At 39.6% G+C, this 20,284-nt stretch carries 22 protein-coding genes and 1 riboswitch; of the genes, 9 read left to right on the plus strand and 13 right to left on the minus strand.

Annotated elements, in window-relative coordinates:
* Positions 1–50: 50 nt before the first annotated feature.
* Entirely contained in the window at positions 51–257 is a 207-nt protein-coding gene (locus tag ACE01R_RS08835; protein WP_395550545.1) for a hypothetical protein, read from the plus strand.
* Entirely contained in the window at positions 244–819 is a 576-nt protein-coding gene (locus ACE01R_RS08840) for a DUF4256 domain-containing protein (RefSeq protein WP_395550546.1), read from the plus strand. Before ACE01R_RS08835 ends, ACE01R_RS08840 begins: the two co-directional genes overlap by 14 nt.
* Before the next feature lie 61 nt (positions 820–880).
* Here ACE01R_RS08840 and ACE01R_RS08845 read toward each other — a convergent pair whose 3' ends face one another.
* The 7 genes from ACE01R_RS08845 to ACE01R_RS08875 all read right to left on the minus strand — a co-directional run bounded on the left by ACE01R_RS08845 (position 881) and on the right by ACE01R_RS08875 (position 7,987).
* Positions 881–1,456 carry a lytic transglycosylase domain-containing protein gene (locus ACE01R_RS08845; RefSeq protein WP_395550547.1) on the minus strand — a complete coding sequence of 192 codons (576 nt, stop codon included), beginning with the start codon at positions 1,454–1,456 and terminating at the stop codon, positions 881–883.
* A gap of 216 nt (positions 1,457–1,672) precedes the next feature.
* Positions 1,673–2,215, minus strand: coding sequence for a type 1 glutamine amidotransferase domain-containing protein (locus ACE01R_RS08850; RefSeq protein ID WP_395550548.1), 543 nt, complete (start codon positions 2,213–2,215; stop codon positions 1,673–1,675).
* Between the two features lie 385 nt (positions 2,216–2,600).
* Positions 2,601–3,086, minus strand: a complete 486-nt coding sequence (locus tag ACE01R_RS08855) for a GNAT family N-acetyltransferase (protein ID WP_395550549.1) — start codon at positions 3,084–3,086, stop codon at positions 2,601–2,603.
* 102 nt (positions 3,087–3,188) lie between these two features.
* On the minus strand, positions 3,189–4,388 hold the full coding sequence (locus ACE01R_RS08860; RefSeq protein ID WP_395550550.1) for an acyl-CoA dehydrogenase family protein: 1,200 nt from the start codon (positions 4,386–4,388) through the stop codon (positions 3,189–3,191).
* A gap of 24 nt (positions 4,389–4,412) precedes the next feature.
* A complete protein-coding gene (locus ACE01R_RS08865) occupies positions 4,413–5,699 on the minus strand; it encodes an acyl-CoA dehydrogenase family protein (protein ID WP_395550791.1) in 1,287 nt (428 codons plus the stop codon).
* A gap of 233 nt (positions 5,700–5,932) precedes the next feature.
* The gene (locus tag ACE01R_RS08870; protein ID WP_395550551.1) at positions 5,933–7,306 is read right to left on the minus strand and encodes an ABC1 kinase family protein; all 1,374 of its coding nucleotides are present in this window, start codon (positions 7,304–7,306) and stop codon (positions 5,933–5,935) included.
* Positions 7,307–7,681: 375 nt separating this feature from the next.
* On the minus strand, positions 7,682–7,987 hold the full coding sequence (locus ACE01R_RS08875; RefSeq protein WP_395550552.1) for a hypothetical protein: 306 nt from the start codon (positions 7,985–7,987) through the stop codon (positions 7,682–7,684).
* Positions 7,988–8,187: 200 nt separating this feature from the next.
* Between ACE01R_RS08875 and ACE01R_RS08880 the strand changes: the two genes are divergently transcribed.
* The 5 genes from ACE01R_RS08880 (at position 8,188) to ACE01R_RS08900 (ending at position 13,130) form a co-directional block, all read left to right on the plus strand.
* Positions 8,188–8,553: a lysozyme inhibitor LprI family protein gene (locus ACE01R_RS08880; protein ID WP_395550553.1), complete on the plus strand. Its 366-nt coding sequence runs from the start codon at positions 8,188–8,190 to the stop codon at positions 8,551–8,553.
* Positions 8,554–8,656: 103 nt separating this feature from the next.
* Entirely contained in the window at positions 8,657–9,667 is a 1,011-nt protein-coding gene (prmB, locus tag ACE01R_RS08885) for a 50S ribosomal protein L3 N(5)-glutamine methyltransferase (protein WP_395550554.1), read from the plus strand.
* A gap of 12 nt (positions 9,668–9,679) precedes the next feature.
* The gene (gene aroC, locus ACE01R_RS08890) at positions 9,680–10,774 is read left to right on the plus strand and encodes a chorismate synthase (protein WP_395550555.1); all 1,095 of its coding nucleotides are present in this window, start codon (positions 9,680–9,682) and stop codon (positions 10,772–10,774) included.
* A 153-nt stretch (positions 10,775–10,927) separates the two neighbouring features.
* Positions 10,928–11,470, plus strand: coding sequence for a GNAT family N-acetyltransferase (locus ACE01R_RS08895; RefSeq protein WP_395550556.1), 543 nt, complete (start codon positions 10,928–10,930; stop codon positions 11,468–11,470).
* A 179-nt stretch (positions 11,471–11,649) separates the two neighbouring features.
* Positions 11,650–11,739, plus strand: a riboswitch (glycine riboswitch).
* Positions 11,740–11,885: 146 nt separating this feature from the next.
* On the plus strand, positions 11,886–13,130 hold the full coding sequence (locus ACE01R_RS08900) for a D-amino acid dehydrogenase (RefSeq protein WP_395550557.1): 1,245 nt from the start codon (positions 11,886–11,888) through the stop codon (positions 13,128–13,130).
* On the opposite strand, the gene ACE01R_RS08905 is transcribed toward ACE01R_RS08900, so the two are convergent.
* Together ACE01R_RS08905 and ACE01R_RS08910 are read right to left on the minus strand one after the other, a co-directional pair.
* Entirely contained in the window at positions 13,100–13,621 is a 522-nt protein-coding gene (locus ACE01R_RS08905) for a hypothetical protein (protein ID WP_395550558.1), read from the minus strand. The genes ACE01R_RS08900 and ACE01R_RS08905 overlap by 31 nt on opposite strands.
* Entirely contained in the window at positions 13,614–14,258 is a 645-nt protein-coding gene (locus ACE01R_RS08910) for a hypothetical protein (RefSeq protein ID WP_395550559.1), read from the minus strand. Before ACE01R_RS08910 ends, ACE01R_RS08905 begins: the two co-directional genes overlap by 8 nt.
* Positions 14,259–14,362: 104 nt before the next feature.
* Between ACE01R_RS08910 and ispF the strand changes: the two genes are divergently transcribed.
* On the plus strand, positions 14,363–14,854 hold the full coding sequence (ispF, locus tag ACE01R_RS08915; protein ID WP_395550560.1) for a 2-C-methyl-D-erythritol 2,4-cyclodiphosphate synthase: 492 nt from the start codon (positions 14,363–14,365) through the stop codon (positions 14,852–14,854).
* Here the strand turns inward: ispF and ACE01R_RS08920 are convergent.
* The 3 genes from ACE01R_RS08920 to ACE01R_RS08930 all read right to left on the minus strand — a co-directional run bounded on the left by ACE01R_RS08920 (position 14,842) and on the right by ACE01R_RS08930 (position 17,540).
* Complete coding sequence (locus ACE01R_RS08920) at positions 14,842–15,366, minus strand: protein tyrosine phosphatase family protein (RefSeq protein WP_395550561.1); 525 nt, start codon at positions 15,364–15,366, stop codon at positions 14,842–14,844. The genes ispF and ACE01R_RS08920 overlap by 13 nt on opposite strands.
* A 64-nt stretch (positions 15,367–15,430) precedes the next feature.
* Entirely contained in the window at positions 15,431–16,522 is a 1,092-nt protein-coding gene (locus tag ACE01R_RS08925) for a 3-deoxy-7-phosphoheptulonate synthase (RefSeq protein WP_395550562.1), read from the minus strand.
* A 127-nt stretch (positions 16,523–16,649) separates the two neighbouring features.
* A complete protein-coding gene (locus tag ACE01R_RS08930) occupies positions 16,650–17,540 on the minus strand; it encodes a sulfite exporter TauE/SafE family protein (RefSeq protein WP_395550563.1) in 891 nt (296 codons plus the stop codon).
* 545 nt (positions 17,541–18,085) lie between these two features.
* Between ACE01R_RS08930 and lpxB the strand changes: the two genes are divergently transcribed.
* Positions 18,086–19,279: a lipid-A-disaccharide synthase gene (gene lpxB / locus ACE01R_RS08935; RefSeq protein WP_395550564.1), complete on the plus strand. Its 1,194-nt coding sequence runs from the start codon at positions 18,086–18,088 to the stop codon at positions 19,277–19,279.
* A gap of 1 nt (position 19,280) precedes the next feature.
* Here lpxB and ACE01R_RS08940 read toward each other — a convergent pair whose 3' ends face one another.
* Complete coding sequence (locus ACE01R_RS08940) at positions 19,281–20,204, minus strand: cupin domain-containing protein (protein ID WP_395550565.1); 924 nt, start codon at positions 20,202–20,204, stop codon at positions 19,281–19,283.
* Positions 20,205–20,284: the final 80 nt, after the last annotated feature.

Raw genomic sequence — 20,284 nt, forward strand, 5'->3', positions numbered from 1 at the left:
AACTCAGAAGTGAAACCTCTTAGCGCTGATGGTAGTGTGGGATTACCCATGTGAGAGTAAGTCATCGCCAGCTCATTATTCTAAAGCCCCCTGATCCTAACGGACAGGGGGCTTTTTTTGTGGGAAAAATATACCACTTAAAAAATAAAAACATGGTAGAGCTACAAGTTATTATTATTTTGAAACTTCTTATCCATGAAAGAAATAATGCAAAATGTTTAAAAAGAATAGAAAGGATTAAAAATGAAAGATGGTAAGCAAAAAGAAAAATTATTAAGTGAAGAGCAATCAGTAAATTTATTTGCTATTTTAAAGAAAAGATTTGATCAGAATATGCATAGGCATAAAGCTATGCACTGGCTAAAAATACAACATAAACTGGAAGCAAGTCCTGATAAAGTATGGTCACTGCACGAAATGGAGCAAACTGGTGGTGAACCTGATGTGGTATTACATGATCATATCACTGACCATTATATCTTTATGGATTGTAGTATAGAGAGTCCATCTGGTCGAAGAAGCTTTTGTTATGATCGAGAAGCATTAAATTCTAGAAAAACCAATAAACCTGAAAATTCTGTTCTCGATATGATTTCATATATGGGTGTCGAATTGCTAACAGAGCATGATTATTATGAGCTGCAGGCGATAGGTTCAATTGATATGAAAACTTCAAGTTGGTTGTTCACCCCAGAAAATATCCGTAAAAAAGGTGGGGCTTTATTTGGCGATAAACGTTATGGTCGAGTTTTCATTTATCATAATGGGGCTGAGTCATATTGTGCTGCTCGCAGTTTCCGGGCTTTGTTAAGAATCTGAAAGCAATAAATCAAGCGATAAAAATAGCTCCTATTCATGGATAGGAGCTATTAAGTTAAATTTATAAAGCACCTTTTAGTATTTTATGATGTTGCTTAACTTGCTCTGCATACTTTTTCCCTTGTTTTTTCATCTTGTTGTTGGTGTTATAACCCGCGGGGCCTACATTATAGTAGGCTAAAGCCTTCGGCCAACTTCCGGCTTTACTGTTGTATGAGGCTAAAATATAAGTACCACAATTGATATTATTATATTCTTCAATTAAATCACCTGGACAAGTTTGTTGCCAATAACGTGGAATGACTTGAGTTAATCCGACAGCCCCAGCCGATGAAATCACATAGTTTCTATAACTTGATTCTTGTCGAATTACAGCTGCTACTAATATTGGATCCACATTATATTTGTCAGCACTTTGAATAATCATGGGAGAAACACGGTTTGCAGTAGCTGGTGCAACTGAATAGGCTTTTTGTATACCTGTTGATAATTTTGCAGAGCGTTTAGCAACTGAGTTGCTAGAAGTACATCCGACAAAAGCTAAGGTAGTAATAATTATAGCTACTGATTTAAAAGTACATAAATGATAGTTGGATTTTTTTGAAGGTAAAAGTGAGAAATGCTGTGTAAAAAACAAAATTCAAAACCCAAAGTAAAATTTTATTGTAGCTATGCTAGTGGGCTGAATAGGATGAGTCAAGCGCTGACATTTTGATGGATTGGATCAATTTGATAAGTATTTTCACATGCCTAATTTATAATTAAAAATAATTCAATTATTTAAACTATGAATAAATTGTCCCATTATTTTAATGGGACTTTTCACATAAAAATATTTATTAAAAAATGATTTTTAATGATCCAGTTCTTGCAAAATTGCCAGATTAAATGCAGGAATATCATCTGGACATCGTGATGTGATCAAAGGCCAGTTATGGGTATTACAGCGATGTACTTCTTCATCTATCCACTTGGCACCCGCATTTTCCAAATCTAACTTAATACTTTTATAAGACGTTAAATTTTTATCTTTAATTCGCTGTGCATTGATCAGTACCCACGGTCCATGGCAAATAGCAGCAACAGGTTTATGATTGTCAGTGAAATATTGAATGATTTTATGTGCATCTTGATTTAAACGGAGCGTATCGGCATTTACAGTTCCTCCGGGTATGACCAAAATATCATAATCCTCAGCAGAGACTTTAGCCAAGCTCGTTTGAGGGATATAAGAGGCTGCAGGTTCATTATCACCCTTAACTGTTTGTACTTCCTTTTGTTCTTCTGCCGCATGAATCACTTCAATTCCTTTCGATTGGAGAAATTCAAGAGGCTTGATCAGTTCATCTTGTTGGACACCGCTGTTGGAAGTAATAAATAGTGCTTTTTTAGTCATGATAATGATCCTGAATCACTTATTTAAACATTGACATTAACAAAGTAGTTTAAGATCGCTGTACAAATTTTGGCTTATTCTTGTTAAGGTTTGAAAGATGCCAAAAAATAAGCCCCATATCTTGATGAGGCTTATTTTATCTTGAGACTGTGAGTGACTTCTGTCTTAGCTTGATGCTTCCTTTATATCGTTTATTTTTTTTATTATGGAAACTTCCTGTTTCCTGACGCTTTGAGCATAAAATTATGACGGCATATGCTGTAGACGTTAATGAATACTTTCAGTGTAAGTAGAAGTAGACATCAGGTTGTAAATATTGCGTAAAAATCATCCTGATTTACCTGATAGCGTTCTGTATAGATAAAAATGTATAAAATAAGACTTATTACAGTCGCTTTTCCATCCAGATCTCACAGGCATGGCTATGCCCGGTGTTTCCCTTAGGTTGATCTAAATATTGAAAACCTAATTTTTCATAGAGTTTGACTGCTTGCCAAAGTTCTTTAGTCGTTTCCAGATAACATGTCTGAAAACCATGCAGTTGTGTAAACTGAAAGGCTTTTGCTAAAAGTTGTTTGGCGAAACCTAAGCCTCGAACTTCAGGTAAAAAGTACATTTTCTGAATTTCTAAAATTGTAGAATCACCCTTTAAAGGTGATAAGCCACCGCCACCCAGAATTTTACCCTGTTGATTTTCAATTACCCAGTATTGGGCATTTGATTGCTGATAAACTGTATATAAATCATCTAAAATAGGATCGGCTACAGCAAAACCAGATTCAGGAGCAAGGCCAAACTCTTTAGAAACTTCACGAATAACCTGTGCAATTTCAGCATTGTCTTGGGGTTGAATAGGTCTGATCTGGTACATAAAACTCAATAAATAAAATAAAAGGAGATTGATTTTTATAACGCGATATCTAATAAAAATCCATCTTTTGTCCGGTTTTACGCGTAGAAAAAAGCGACAAATTTATTTTAATTCACTAGAATTTTTGCCTAACTCACGTCGAGCAATAATCAGTTGCTGAATTTGTTGAGTACCTTCAAAAATATCAAGAATTTTTGAGTCACGTGCCCATTTTTCTAACAATTCCTCTTCGTTATAGCCCACACTTGCTGCAAGTTCGACACATTTTAAAGTAATTTCATTACAGATACGGCCAGCTTTGGCTTTGGAAATGGAAGCTTCACGTGAGTTTGGTTTTTTATTATCTGCCATCCAGGCTGCTTTCATGGTGAGTAAACGAGCAGCTTCCCATTCTGCTTCCATGCGGTAAATCTGCGCAGCAATATGCGAGCTCTGTAGATAGGGAGTCTGGTAATTTTCATCTAACTGATCTTTGAAAATTTCCTTAATTCTTTCCAATGAAGCTTTGGCACATCCCACCGCCATGGCTGCGACCAATGGACGGGTATTGTCGAAAGTTTCCATGACACTTGCAAAACCTTTAGCAATATCAATTTCAGCATGACCCAACAGATTTTCTGTAGGTACACGGCAGTCAATAAAGCTGATCACAGCCGTATCGGATGCTTTGATGCCCAGTTTATGTTCAAGACGTTCTACTTTCATTCCAGGTGTTCCTTTAGGAACGACAAAGGATTTAATGGCAGCACGGCCGAGTTTCTTGTCCAATGTTGCCCAGACTACTACAGCATCGGCACGCTCACCCGAGGTTACGAAAATTTTTTCACCATTTAAGATGTAATGGTCACCGTCTTTTGTCGCTGTAGTTCGAATAGCGGCAGAGTCTGAACCACAGCCGGGTTCCGTAATGGCCATGGCCGCCCATGTGCCTTTAAAGCGCTCCAGCTGTTCATCATTGGCGACAGCAGCAATCGCAGAATTACCTAAGCCTTGACGCGGCATGCTTAGCAATAAACCGGTATCGCCATAGCACATTTCGATCACGCCAAGTACCGTAGACATATTGACGCCATTTTTGTTGCCTGAATTTGCATAGCCACGTTTGCCCACTGCAGCACCGGCATTGATGCCTTCGCCACCATCATTCATACCATCAATGAGTGAGGCGAACATGTCAAGTTCTTTGGGATAGCTGTGTTCGGCTTTGTCATATTTACGTGAAATGGGCCGTAGTACATTTAAAGCTGATTCATGAGCTTGATCTATCAACATTTTAAATTTTTTAGGATTTTGTAAATTCATCTGCATCATTCCTTATTGGATAGATTAAGCATGTAAGCCCGAATGTAAAATTGCTGTAGCGCGTAAATCACGATACCAGCGCTCAACCGGATGCTCCTTGGTAAAACCATGCCCACCCAGAATTTGCACACCATCGGTACCAATTTTCATTGATTTCTCTGCACAGAGTAGGCGTGCTAAATAGGCTTCCCTGTGAAAAGGTTTGCCAGCTTCCGCCAAGCTGGCTGCATTTAAAATCAGCATGCGCATGGCATCAATTTCAATGGCCATATCTGCAATCATAAAAGCTACACTTTGACGGTGTGAAATGGGTTCGCCAAAAGCAGTACGTTGATTGGCATATTGAATGCAGTAAGCTTTGACTGCTTCACATGTGCCTACCGCCATGGCACACCACATTAAATTGCCCAAGTCTAAAAAGGCCGTATAGTTAAAATCTTGATCACCTAAAAGTTCAGCAGGGGTATTTCTGAATTTTAAGGTCACTGTTTCGGCAGCTTTTAAACCCATGGCTGGACTTTTTTTCGCAGTAATACTGCTGTCACGTTTAACCACAAAAACTTCTGGCGTGCCATTCAGTTCTGCATTCACTAAAAATAGATCGGCAGTTTCTCCTAACAGAACTAAGGTTTTTTCTCCATCAATCACATATTGTCCATTGCTAGATGTGGCCTTGGTTTTTAATTGAAGTGGATTAAAAGCAGGTGTGGTTTCCTGGATGGCAAAGGTGGCGTGTATCTCTGCATCATTTGCAAAGCTGGACAAATAGGTCGCCTGAACTTTTTCAGAACCCCATTGTGTAATGGCATTAATTACGCTAAAGGTTGAAAGTAATCCGGCAGTTAAGCTGAAATCACCTTTGGCCAAATGTTCTGCAATCAAAATATTGCTTAAAATATTTTTTTCGGTGGCCACTCCACCCAAGGCTTCAGGCAAAGCATAATAATTTAGTCCCAAGTTTGTTGCATGTTGCCAAAGCGTTGCAGGAAATTGTTCGTTATTATCTGCCTGAGCTGCCAGTGGATAAAGCACTTCGGAGGCAAACTGATCCATAGCATCACAGCTCATTTGCTGTTCTTCAGTCAAACTTAAATCAAAGAGTGATTTCGGTTGATTGGGCAAACGTTGCTTACTGACACCGGAGCTGGCTTTAAAAACTTTTTGGGTTTTGCTTAAGGTTTTAAAACCCATTTTTGAACTTTGATAGAGAGATTTTTCCAGAAATTTACGCAGTTTAAATTGATCCAGAACATCACTGCCTGCAATTTTTGTAATGAGGGATAGCCCAAGTCCTTGAGCCTTATTTACCATATTGGTCATTTTTTTCGTCCATCGATTTTCGATTCTTTATATTTTTATGCTGACATGTGAGTATGGAAATGACTATGTCATCGCTGACAATTAAAATTGACTTGGATAAACGGTAAAAAATAAGTTTAAATTTAATTAAGTTATTGAATATTATTTATTTTATTGTGTTTGTGGTGCAGATTGAAAAATAGAAATTGACTAGAATGACAGAGAGTCATTCTAGTCTGTACAGCTTATAAAAAATCCGCCACCATTTTCCGTACATTGGTTTTTGCATCAATGACAGTCATAAAGGTATAGGCACCAATGAATTTACGACTAATAAACATAAACTCTTTAGGCGGCACACTGAAATAACGCGATGCCATCGATTTGGAAGCGCGTTGCATGACACGGCTATGGAGTTGGCTTTTTTTCCAGTCATAGCGCTGATTTTCATCCATCACACCTGCAGGCAAGTCTGGATTATTCATCAGGGTGCTAAAGGCTTCAGTAGCCAATAAAAATACTTTAGCCATATCTGGCTTGATGCTTTGCGGAATAGAATCAAAGAATTCATAACCGGTCATCGCATGAACCATTTCATCGATATTGTGATCATAACCGGCTTTGATCAGATTACGAGCGACTTTCAGCAAATGTTCATCAAACTGGCGGATTGCACCGAAATCCAGTAACACAATCTTGTCTTGAGTTTCTGCACCATCTCCCAAACGCACCAGATAATTGCCAAAGTTTGGATCAGTTTGCATTTCGCCCCATTCAAAAATCTCACGAACTGCAATTTCGAGAGATGCTTCACCTAACTGGTTGCGACGTTCTTGAGGAAGAGAGAGCATGACCGGGCTATTGATTGGCACGCCACGTTCAAAGGTCATGCACAGAATTTGGTCAGTGCAATATTCATCAATAATCTGAGGTACGATATAGCGCGGATCATCTTTTAAACGTTCGGCAAAGCGGCGAGTGGTGTCCGCTTCAATCTTGTAATTGACTTCGCGATGCATCATTTCACGCACTTCATCAAACCACTGATCAAATTCACGGGTTTGCGGCACCATGCGGGTCAGTTTGAGCATATTTCTAAACAGGCTCATGTCTGAATCAATTGCATCTGCCACGCCAGGATACTGGATTTTTAATACGATTTCCAAACCATCTGAGTTGCGTGTGGCACGGTGTACCTGGGCTAAAGAAGCCGTGCCTAAAGGTTCATGATCAATGGTTAAATCATGCAGTTTTGAACCTAATTGTTGTTCTAAGTGTGCCTTGATTGCCGGCCAAGCTAAAGCAACAGTTTGATTATTTAAGGTATTGAGTGCCTGAGTGATTTCTTCAGGTAAAAAATGTTCACCATACAGGGCCATCATTTGCCCGATTTTTACAATCGAGCCTTTTAATTTACCTATTTCGGAAACAAGATAATCAGCCTGTTCTTTCATGGCTTTTTTACGTTTCTTTTCTTTTTCTGCTTCGCTTGAAAACATGGTCGTTGCATTAGATGCAGCCCAACGCGTTCCTGCGAGTAATGAGGCTTTAGCGATAGATAAGCGTCGATCCATGGAAGAAGTTTTAAGTTGTTTAAGCTTATCGTTCTGATCTGACATTAAACAAAATCCTTTAATCAGCAAGTCGCAGAATATTTAATTGTAGCGGATATTACCGTTTATTCACGTATTAAAAAAGTTCAACGTACTTAATGGAGCGTAAATATTTTTAATATTTAATTTATTGCCCTGAAAAAGATTCACTAGACATCTTTCATAAGTCCTTTTATTTCTCCTTGCGCAGATTTGAAATACATTTCAATTCAGCTCAGGGCGAAAAATAAAGAGGGTGTTAATCATTATCAAAGAAGTTTACTGTACTTGGCTAAAGTGGCTCTTTAGATGGATTTGGGCTTCGATTGTTTAACCATGATGATATTTATCATGAATATATTGATATGGCAGCAAAGCTGCTTCCCAGGGATAAGCTGATATTTACATACGGAATTGAATTTTAATATCACTTTTTTGCTTTAATAAATTTTTATTGTCTTGAATATGTTTAAAAATCATGGCTTGAACCGTGTCATGCTGAAAACCGAGTGCATAACCTTTGACAATAATGATGCTGGGAAAACTAAAAAACAGATATTTTGCATCATCTTCTGACGGGCTGCTATGAATGGCGTGTTCAAGCAAAGTTTGCTGAAAGAATTTTTTTTCGCTTTGTACCTGTGCAGAATCGCTATCATTCCAGTAGGTTTGGCGCATTGCCATTAAGTTATTGTGTTTATAGCTCATAATGATAAAAATATTTTGTAGAAAAAGAATTGAAAATATATGGGGATATTTTAGCCAGATTCAATATGCAATATGAATGATTTTTTTGAGTTGGGGAATAAATGATCGAGTTATAGGAATTTGCACGTGATTGATGTAGTATCAAGGCATAAACACAATAATAGTATTTAATATTAAGTCTTTTAGGGCAGGGGAATATTATGCGATTGGCAATATCAGTGATGCTGAGTCTGGCTGCTTTCTGGTCAAATTCAGTTTTAGCTCAAGGCTATTCTGATGAATATAATAAATGTCTCAACACTTCTTATGGTGAAATTGAAACCGTCAAAAAGTGTGTCGAAAAAGAACTGAAAAATCAGGAAAAACTTTTAAATAAAGCTTATAAAGGCTATATAAATAAGAATGTGGTTAATCAAAGGCATATCGAGCAACGGCATAAACTTTGGCTTAACCGTGTGGATCAAAAATGCTATTTAAAAGTAACGTCTGCCTATATGGCCGTTAAACAATCCAAGTGTGTACTCGAAATGACAATGGAGCGTACTTACTATTACCAGACTAAATAAATTCGCTATAGATATTTGTTTTTAATCTGGTCGAAACATTATAAAACCCCACAAAACAAGGTATCATAAGGCGTTTTAAAAATTGACCTTGGAGATGCCTTAAGTGGATCAACTGACTATTAGCCCTGAACATTTACAGGAAGCCGCTGAAAACCTAAGCACAATTCGTGATTTTATCCGTTTTGGTGTTTCAGCTCTACGTCAATACGATGCACACTTAGGTCAAGGTACAGAAGATTTTTTTGCTGAAAGCTCGGCTTTAGTCCTGCAAACACTGGCATTGGACTGGAATGCCAATCCTGAAATTTTAGATGCGAAATTGCTGCCAAGCGAAAAAGCAGAATTTATCAGCTTGCTGGAACGTCGCATCAATGAAAAAGTGCCAACTTCTTATTTATTAAATCTGGCTTATTTCTGCGGTAAACCGTTTTATGTCGATGAACGTGTGCTGATTCCACGTTCGCCGATTGCAGAATTGATTAATCAACGCTTTGCACCATATTGTCTGGATGAACACGGTTTGATGCGTGAAGCCTTAAACAATCTTCCTGAAAATGCACAACCACAAACACCACGTCGCATTTTAGATATGTGTACCGGTTCAGGTTGTATTGCGATTGCTTTGGCTTATGCCTTCCCTGAATCTGAAGTGGATGCTACAGATATTTCTAAAGAAGCTTTAGAAGTGGCATCGATTAACGCTGAACATCACAATATGCAATATCAGGTTGCATTGATGGAATCGGACTTGTTCGCAAAAATTCCTGCTGAAAATCAATACGATTTAATCGTATCGAATCCTCCGTATGTTGATGCAGAAGACATGGCGGATTTACCTGCGGAATTCTTGCATGAACCTGAGCTTGCACTTGCAGCAGGTCAGGACGGTTTGGATCTGGTGCGTAAAATGTTAGCACAAGCTGCAGATTACTTGACTGAAGATGGCTTGATTGTCATTGAAGTTGGTAATTCTGAATGGGCGATGAAACAGAACTTTAATACGGTGGATTTCCACTGGTTAACTTTCCAAAATGGTGGTTCAGGGATTTTTGCTTTGACAGCAGAGCAGTGCCGTAAATACCGTGATTTATTTGTACAATCTGTTCAAGCATAAGGAGTTGTGAACATGGCAGGTAATAGTATTGGACAACTGTTCCGTGTAACGACTTGCGGTGAATCTCATGGCGTTGGCCTGATGGCGATTGTCGATGGGGTGCCGCCAGGGATCGAACTGACTGAAGCAGATTTACAAAAAGATTTAGACCGCCGTAAACCGGGGACTTCTAAATTCGCAACTCAGCGTAAAGAACCGGACGAAGTGGAAATTATTTCCGGCGTCTTTGAAGGTAAAACGACTGGTACATCGATTGGTTTATTGATTCGTAATACCGACCAGAAATCGAAAGACTATGGCAATATCGCGCAAACCTTCCGCCCAGGCCATGCAGACTATACCTATACTCAAAAGTATGGTTTCCGTGACTATCGTGGTGGTGGTCGCTCAAGCGCGCGTGAAACTGCAATGCGTGTAGCTGCGGGTGCAATTGCGAAAAAGTATCTGGCTGAAAAGTTTGGTATCGAAATTCGTGGTCATGTAACGCAAATCGGTACTGAAAAAACTGAAAAACTGGATTGGAATGAAGTTCCCAACAACCCATTCTTTTGTGGCGATGTAGATGCAGTACCTCGTTTTGAAGCTTTAGTGACTTCACTCCGTGAACAGGGTACAAGCTGCGGTGCCAAGCTGGAAATTCTTGCAGAGAATGTTCCAGTAGGTTGGGGCGAGCCAGTCTTTGACCGTCTGGATGCGGATATTGCACATGCCATGATGAGCATCAATGCCGTTAAAGGTGTAGAAATTGGTGACGGTTTCGCAGTTGCAGAACAGTTTGGTCATGAAACCCGTGATGAATTGACTACAGATGGCTTCTTGGCAAACCACGCTGGTGGCATTTTGGGTGGTATTTCAAGTGGTCAAACCATTCGTGTGGCGATTGCCTTAAAACCTACAGCAAGTATTACCACACCAGGTAAAACCATCAACTTGAATCGTGAAGATACTGATGTACTAACCAAAGGCCGTCATGACCCTTGTGTAGGTGTGCGTGCAACACCGATTGCTGAAGCGATGTTTGCCATTGTGCTGATGGATCACTTTATGCGCCACCGCGCACAAAATGCAGATGTAGTTGCGCCGTTTGCTCCGATCGAGCCTAAGTGAAGAGCAAAGCACACTGCTTTGCCCGAATGCAGTAAGTGATGTGCTTTTTATGATTCAATAAAAAAACCAGACATCAAGTCTGGTTTTTTTATTGCCTGATTTTTTATCTATTATTTGTGGTAATTTCTATGAAACAGAAATTTTTAGAAAAAAATGAAAGCATTAAAATATAGACTGGCAAATGCCAATGATGTTGAAGTTCTTATTGCGTTGATCAATCAGGCCTATCGTACCAATACAGGTTCAAGCTGGACCAGCGAGCAGAATATTGTCAGTGGAGATCGAATCAATGATCAACAGTTATTGCAAAGTTTGGCGCTACCGAACTTTTCTTTATTTGTTGCTGAAATGGTTGAAGATTTAGAACCTAAGATAGTGGCATGTATAGGCTTAACCTTTCAGAAGGATAGCGTGGAAATAGGTACTTTTTGTGTAGCTTCAGATTGGCAAAATCAGGGCATTGGAAAGCAGATTTTAGCCTATGCGGAAACCCAAGCCCTAGAAATACTGCCAACCTTAACTTGCTATGATATGTTTGTGCTGGATGCGAGAACTGAGCTGATTCAATATTATGAACGATGTGGTTATCTTAAAACACAGCATATTGAGTCTTATCCAATTGATGCCAATGTAGGACAGCCATTGATTGATCTGCAATTACAACAGATGTCAAAGCCGGTGCTAAAAGTGATATAAGCTAAGTGATTAAAACAGTGCATCACATCAATAAATAGCCTAAGCTAAATCATTTAGCTAAACTGGTTTTAATTCTAAGTATTTGAAAGACATATTTATTTATATTTAAATAACAGTGCTTAACAAATAAATGAATTTAGTGCTCGCGCATGGTATAAAAATTGCTCATATTAATATAAGTAATTATTGCAGGAGAGATGTTCTTCTGTGAACACGCCGAAGGAGCAACGACCCCGGAAACTCTCAGGCAAAAGGACTGTAATAATTTAAAAAATCTGGAGAGAAGCATAGTAAAAGCTATGCTCACCGAAGGGGATGGTCTGCGTTAATATTGATAACGACAGGATCGAAGCTCTCAGGTAACAATGACAGATGGGGCTCATAGAAATGTCTCTACATTTCCAAGGAGAGTCGTATGTGTCATATCGTCGTGATCGGGGCAGGTATTACCGGAGTTACTTCAGCTTATGAGCTGGCAAACTTGGGCTATAAAGTTACAGTTATTGACAAGCATTTATATCCTGCCATGGAAACATCATTTGCCAATGGTGGACAACTTTCTGCCTGTAATGCAGAGGTCTGGAATCAAAAAGCCACCGTACTGAAAGGTATTAAGTGGATGTCAAATAAAAACGCACCACTATTGCTCAATCCATCATTTGATCTGCATAAATATGGCTGGTTGATGGAATTTGTAGGCAATATCAAACATTATGAAGCCAATACTCGCGATACCGTTAAAATGGCACTATTGGCGCGTGAGCGTTTATTTGCAGTTGCTGAACAGGAAAATATTCAGTTTGATCTGGAAAAACGCGGCATTCTGCATTTTTACCATACCAAACTGGATTATGAGATCGCCAGCAAAGTAAATGAACTTCTGAATCAAGGTGGACTGGAAAGAAGGGGAATTACACCTGAAGAAATCAAAGCTATAGAGCCAAGTTTAAAAGGTGAATATTATGGCGGTTTTTATTGCCCGGGAGATGCAACAGGAGATATTCATAAATTTACCACCGGACTGGCCAAAGCCTCTGAAAAATATGGGGTGAAATACTTGTTTGGCACGGAAGTGACGGATGTAAAACACCATAAAAAAGGTGTCACTGTGCTTTACCATGCCAGTAATGAAAATATGCATTCAGATGCAGCTGTTGTGGAATCACTGGAAGCAGATGCCGTGGTGGTTTGTGGAGGTGTGGGAAGCTATCAGCTGGCCAATTTATTGGGTGATCGGGTCAATGTTTATCCGGTGAAGGGTTATTCGATTACCCTGAATCTGAATGATGAAGATAGCGTTAAAAATGCGCCGTGGGTCAGTTTGCTGGATGAAAGTGCAAAAATTGTGACTTCACGCTTAGGTGCAGACCGTTTACGTGTGGCAGGCACGGCTGAATTTAATGGTTATAACCGTGACATTCGTGCAGACCGAATTCAACCACTGACCGATTGGGTGAATATGAATTTTAATATCACCACTGAAAATGTCGTGCCTTGGGCAGGTTTACGTCCGATGATGCCCAACATGATGCCGATGGTCAGTCGAGGTCGCCGTGAACGGGTTTTTTATAATACCGGACATGGTCATCTGGGCTGGACTTTATCTGCGGCCACAGCCGTCATGATCAGTCAGCAAGTCGCTTCACAGCATCCCGTTTGAGAATACAAAAGCATGGAGTTATTAGCTTCATGCTTTTTTATGATTTTATCAAATAGAAAATCATAATGGAGCTCTGCTAATTTATCATATTCATATTTTTGTTTATCAGATGGAACAGGGTATTTCCCATTCCAAATAATAGATTCTGTGAAAATTTTTAAAAATTTAGATTCTTCATCAGTAATATCTATTTGTGCATCTTTGGAGAGTAAGATTAAGTTATGAGTGGATTTAAACTTTATATCCTTTTTTACGCAAATTGCTTTATAAAGAACCTCTAATGAGAGGCCACATAACATAGGAAAAACAGGGTAACAAGCGATATTCATTGAAAATCCGCTTCCTAATTTTAATTGTTCAGCGATATTGTTATCTGAATCTCTCATTGCAAACCATAGAGCACCAGCAGAGGCTCTTAAATCATTTGATTTGTTATACCAATATTGATGCGTCTTTTTTCTAAATTCAAAAGAACTAATATTTTCAATCATAAACCCGATAGATTCCTGCAAACCGTTCACAGCCTTTTTGCTTGGTTGTCACCGATAAAATTGCCTTGTTAAAATCGAAATGGTATTTGCAATCATGTTCGTTATCGATGATCTCACTTTTTTGATCGGAGGTGGTATAGGCTAAAAAGGGGATCGTTTGAGTTTCTAATTTATTGTTTGGGCTGCGGTAGGCTACGCCTTCAATTTTAATTTTATCTTTGGTCAGTTGATGAACCTGTAAATGTACCGGTTGACTGGCAAAGTCACCATTTTCAAATTTTAAATAATGATTGGTTAATGTCTGGTTTAATGATGTATAAAAATTCAGATCTTCAATGCGTATTTCAAATTGCTGTTTATAACAATCCAGACTTTTACATTGCTGTAAACGCTTAAACCATAAGCGGTGTGTATCTTCGAGTAAATGTACCGGTGCATCACTGACCAAAAAGGCAGTAATATAATGGTTACTCAGTTTTTCCCGTGATTCTGCAAAATTGTCAGCGCAAATGTTTTTCATTGATGCTGTATTGGGTTGCGAACAGTCAATGTCTTGAGCATATGCCATAGTTGAGCACAAACAGCCAATACTGAATAATGTGCCTAATGTTTTAATGAGATTAATATCGGTATTCACAGCTTGATCGCTTATAATTTCACTATATTGCGCTGCTGTAACTATAGCGAAATAGAAAGCGTGAATACAACATCTCAATCATTTATTTCTTAAGGATGCTTAACGTGATTGCACAAATTCGAATTGGTCAGGGAATGGATGTACACGCCTTTGAAGAAGGTGACTTTGTTACTTTAGCAGGGGTTAAAATTCCACATAGCCAGGGTTTAAAAGCACATTCAGATGGCGATGTGGTGCTGCACGCTTTATGTGATGCTTTATTAGGTGCTTTGGCTTTGGGAGATATCGGGCAGCATTTTCCAGATACCGATGCAAGATTCAAAGGAGCGGATAGCCGTGTTTTGCTGAAACATGTGTATCAGCTGATTTTAGATCGTGGTTATGTACTGAATAATGCAGATATTACCGTCGCCTGTGAACGTCCAAAACTGGCCAAACATAATCTGGAAATGCGTCAGAGTATTGCAGATGTACTGGATGTGAATGTTAACCAGATCAGTGTTAAGGCCACGACCACTGAAAAGCTGGGCTTTACTGGACGTCAGGAAGGGATTTTATCGATGGCAACGGTGCTCGTTTCCCATCAGCCAAAATGATCTGGATGAATCAACGACTGTTGTAATTCCTGAGTAGCTTTACGACCCTGGAGTTGTAGGGCTACTGCATGGATTAAACCGGTCCAGGTTTCATTCGGTTCCCAGATATTGTGCATTAGCTCTTGTGAAGTTGGCATGTCCATATCCATATAATATTGACGATATAGATACATCAAACTGCTGACATGATGATTGGTCGCACAGTGAACCCAAACCATCTGTTCCTGTACTAAATGACTGAGCAGGTCTAATACCAGTAAACATTGGTCATCAGAAGGCATGTCTGCTGAAATGGGCAGCTTGATATAATTTAAGCCCAAACTTAAACAAACTTTATCTTCATGATCTAAATGCGGCTCAGCATCAGACAATGCCAGATTCACAATTGTTGTAACACCGTATTCTTTAATCAGCTTTAACTGTTCCGCCGTAGGCTGGGCAGAAGTGAATAGGTGTTCGTGAATAAACTGGAAATTTTCGATATGACTGAGTGCATGTTCAATTTCATTCATCAGATAAAATTTTTCCTAAGGTTAAAGTAGAAACGCCATCTATCTAGATGGCGTTTTAAATCTCTTAGCGATTTGGTAAAACGTCTTTCAATGCTTCATGCATATCGAGCAGGGCTTTTTCAGTGGTTCCCCAATCGATACAGCCATCAGTCACCGATTTGCCATATTCTAGCTCATCCAGATTTTCAGGAATATCCTGACGACCACCTTTCAGATGACTTTCTACCATAATACCTACAATGGACTTGTTGCCATCCTGAATTTGCTCGGTAATGTTTTTCAATACCAACGGCTGTAAGTACGGATCTTTGTTAGAGTTGGCATGACTGGCATCAATCATGATCTTGTTGCTCACTTTGGCTTTGGCTAAAGCATTTTCAGCTTCTGCAACCGAACCTGCATCGTAGTTCGGTTTGCCATTACCGCCACGTAGTACCACGTGTGCGTACTGGTTACCGCTGGTACGAATTACTGAAACCTGACCTTGATCATTCAGGCCGAGGAAGCTGTGGCCATGTTTAACCGATTGCATGGCATTGGTTGCAACCGTTAAGCCGCCATCGGTACCATTTTTAAAGCCTACCGGTGAAGATAAACCTGAAGACATTTCACGGTGCGTCTGGCTTTCGGTAGTACGTGCACCAATCGCTGACCATGAAATTAGGTCTTGATAATATTGTGGTGAGTTAGGATCGAGTGCTTCAGTGGCACATGGCAATCCTTTTTCATTCAGTTCAACCAGAAGCTGACGACCAATACGAAGACCTTTCTCAATGTTGAAAGAGTCATTCATGTCAGGGTCATTGATTAAACCTTTCCAGCCTACCGTGGTACGTGGCTTTTCAAAATAAACACGCATCACGATATAAAGGGTATCTTTAACTTTTTCGCTTAAAACTTTGAGGCGATCGGCATATTCATGAGCAGCCACGGTGTCATGAATTGAGCAAGGACCAATGACGACAAAGAGACGTTTGTCTTTACCATCCAAAATATTGCGAATAGTTTCACGGCCTTTAAGGACGGTTTGATAGGCATGCTCAGTCAGAGGTAACTCTTTTTTTAATTCTGCAGGAGTTACAAGAGGCTGAATGCTTTGTACATTCACGTCATCGATGTCAGATTGTGTAATTGGTTTTGACTGTAGTGTATTCATTGCCGTCACTGGTTCGATCATACAAAAAATTATTTCATCACCTGAATATAACACGAATATACATTCACCATGTTATAAAAAAGATCAATATATAGGTCAAAAAAAAGTGATGAATCGTATAGTTAAATTAAACAGCTGTCGATTTTTCAATACTGATCACTTGTGCTGTAGCCGGTTTTTCAACAGGTTTTGCTTTGACCGGATGCAGCATGAAATTCATGCCTAATGCAAATAGGGTAATGCCTAGAATCTTACGGATAATTTTTTCAGGTAGACGAGAACTGATTAAAGTTCCCACCACAATTGCAGGAATTGAACCGACCAATAACCAGCCGAGCAAGTGTAAATCTACATTTCCAGAACTCATGTGTCCAAGTCCTGCAACCAAAGTCAACAGCACAGCATGGACTACATCGGAACCGATAATACGGATCATGGGTAAATTCGGGAACATCAGCACAAGCGCCATAATACCAAATGCACCTGCACCAACTGATGAAAGGGTCACAAATACGCCAAGTACAATGCCCATAATGATAATATAAGCACGTTTGTCTTTTGCTTGGAGATTAACCTTTTCTAGATCCTGCGTCATATCCAAAGGTACATCTTTACGCATCTTGTTAAAGAAGCGTTCAATGTGACCACGGAACACGATAGAAATACCAGTCAGGGTCAACATAAAGCCCAAAACCATGGTCAAAACAGCTTTATAGCTACTTGATTGGCTAAGATAGTTTTCTAATACCCAATGTGTTGCAAATGATGCCGGGATACTGCCAACAGCCAGCCAGATAACAATGGGCCAGACAATATTCATTTTTTTGGCATGAACTAAAGACCCGCAAAATTTTGAAATTGCGGCATAAAGCAAGTCTGTTCCAATGGCGATATGAGGTTCGATTCTAAACAGGCTAATCAGGATCGGGGTCATTAATGAACCGCCACCGACACCTGTAATCCCAACGCAGAAACCGACCAAAACACCTGCTAAAATAAATTCTAATGGACCAAACATGGTTATATGCCAAATATCAAAAAACGTGCATATGTTATGACTTTTTCATATAAGTCGTTGTCTTTATTATTGATTTACTTATTCTAAAAAGAGATATAGCAGGATTTTATTTTTCTTATGTTACGCGTTGAGACTTTTGTATGATTAAAATTAAATATTGAAAATTCAGCATGATAAGCATTCTTAAAATATAGATTGGCAGAAAGGCATATGGTTTTTCATGCTTTGAAGTCATGATTGCTTGCCTGATATATAGTTGAGTGAGAAACCATATATTTGGAAAAAGGATAACAAGTAAAAACTGAACAATAATGGAAAATATCAGGGTGAAAATAAAATGTTTTTTTGCCCACTGTCACTGGCTTTGAAAAGGTTATAAAACTTCTTGCTGAAGCCATGTATGTACCGAACGCAAATTTCCCCAACACAGCATTTAAATTTATTGTTTTGCTATAGTTTGAAGAGATTAATGCTTAGTCATGTAAAGATAAAGGACTATGCTAAAATATTGAATTATTCAGCCGAAGGACGTATGGGGAAAACACTTGCAAAATAGAAAACTAAAAATTGGAATGGTGGTTGGTGAGGTTTCAGGCGATACACTTGGCGCTAAACTGATCCGTAGTTTTCGTGAGCAAGGAATTGATGCCGAATTTGAAGGCATCGGTGGTCCGCAGATGATTGCTGAAGGCTTCAAAAGCTATTATCCGATGGATATTTTATCCGTCATGGGCATTGTGGAAGTCTTGAAAGATCTGAAAAAACTCTTTGCAGTGCGTGATGGTTTGCTTGAAATCTGGAGCAAAGATCCGGTGGATGTCTTTGTCGGGATTGATGCGCCAGACTTTAATTTACGTTTATCTAAAAGCTTGAAGCAGAAAAATTTACCCATCAAAACCGTGCAATATGTCAGCCCTTCGGTCTGGGCATGGCGTCAGGGACGGGTACATGGCATTAAAGCCAGCATTGATCTGGTGCTGTGTTTATTTCCGTTTGAAAAAACCTTTTATAAAAAATTTGACGTGCCGGCAGCATTCGTTGGGCATCCTTTGGCCAGTCAATTGCCTTTGCAAAATCCACTAATTGAAGCCAAGCAAGAGCTGGGCTTGAATGTGGAACAAAAATATATTGCCCTGTTACCGGGAAGCCGCCGTGGTGAAATTGAAAGACTGGGTCCGTTGGTGCTTGATGCAGCCAAAATCGTGAGTCAAAAACACCCTGAATACGTGTTCCTGATTCCTGCAATTAATGATGCACGTAAACAGCAGATTGAAGCATTGCTGCAACAATATCCTGCTGATTTGGTCGCTAAAATCTGTTTGCTGGAAAATACCGATACGGAATCGAAAATTGGTCGTCAGGTAATGAATGCCTCCAATATTGTAGCGTTGGCTTCAGGAACCGCAACTTTGGAAGCGATGTTGTTACATCGTCCGATGGTAACTTTTTATAAATTGAACTGGCTGTCTTACGTGGTGATCAAATTCCTGATCAAAATTCCATATTATTCCTTACCGAATATTATTGCGGGTAAAAAAGTCATCCGGGAATTGATTCAGCATGATGCAACGCCTGAAAATCTGGCTGCTGAAATTGAAAAACTGATGAATGTTGAAACAGCACAAATTCAGGCCATGCAGCACATCACCATGCACAAGCAGCTGCTGGCAGGAAACAGTGAAGATCCGGTTCAGGCTATCTTAAATACTTTGAAGGCAGCCCCATCTGATCAAACCTAGGCTACTGGAACTGCTGACGATATTGGCTTGGGGTTAAATTAAACAGCCGTTTAAAGGTTTGGCTAAAGGCGGTTTCGGATGAATAACCGACACGATGGGCAATTTGCTGGATCGACAATTGCCCTTCGCGTAAATGCTGCGATGCCAAACGGAAACGATATTGCTGTAAATAGGCTAAAGGTGTTTCGCCTACGATACTGCTAAATAAAGTGGCAAATTTAGAACGCGACATGCAACATTGTTCCGCCAAGCTTTCAACCGTCCAGGCCTGATCGGGCTTACCGTGAATAGCAGCCAAAGCATTGGCCAGTTCGGTATGGGCTAAAGCTCTGAGCCAGTTATTGGAATCCTGCAACTGGGCAATATAATCTCGTACACATTCAATAAAAAGAATACTGACCAGATGATCGAGAATTTTGTCGCGACCCGGACGAATTTGATAGGCTTCTATGGCCAGAAAATGTAATCCGATTTGTAGCCATTCAGGGGCCGTACTGCCGGTAATATGCTGAATATGGATATAGTCGGGCAGGGCATTGAGTAAAGGGCGAGCCATAATGGTATCGATATGACAGCGGATGGCCAGAATCAGTGCCGGTTCACCGCTGGTACTTCCAAACTCGATGGTGGCCTGCCTTCTTTTATCAAAAAGACTCGTAATATTAAGTGCTTCCACCAAATTGTCTTTGTCATTACTTCGGCAGGTATGGTTTTGCCCTGAAGGGATCAGGATTAAATCTCCCGCTTCGAGCTGCAGCATTTTTTCCGATTTGAATTGGATGTTGAGCGTGCCCGCCAGAACCACATAGCCAATCATTGCATCCTGTTCCTGATACGCATAGGCCCAGTGACCTTGCGGTTTTAAATAAATATATTCAGATTTATTCAGATGAATATCGTCAAAAATTTTACTTAAGGCATCCATGTCTTATCGTTCTGTCATCATCTAATAAAAATTATAAAAAGCCTTGATTGATATCCGCATGTGTTTTTAGGTCAAATATT

The organism is Acinetobacter sp. BSP-28, assembly GCF_044130285.1.
Taxonomy (GTDB): Bacteria; Pseudomonadota; Gammaproteobacteria; order Pseudomonadales; family Moraxellaceae; genus Acinetobacter.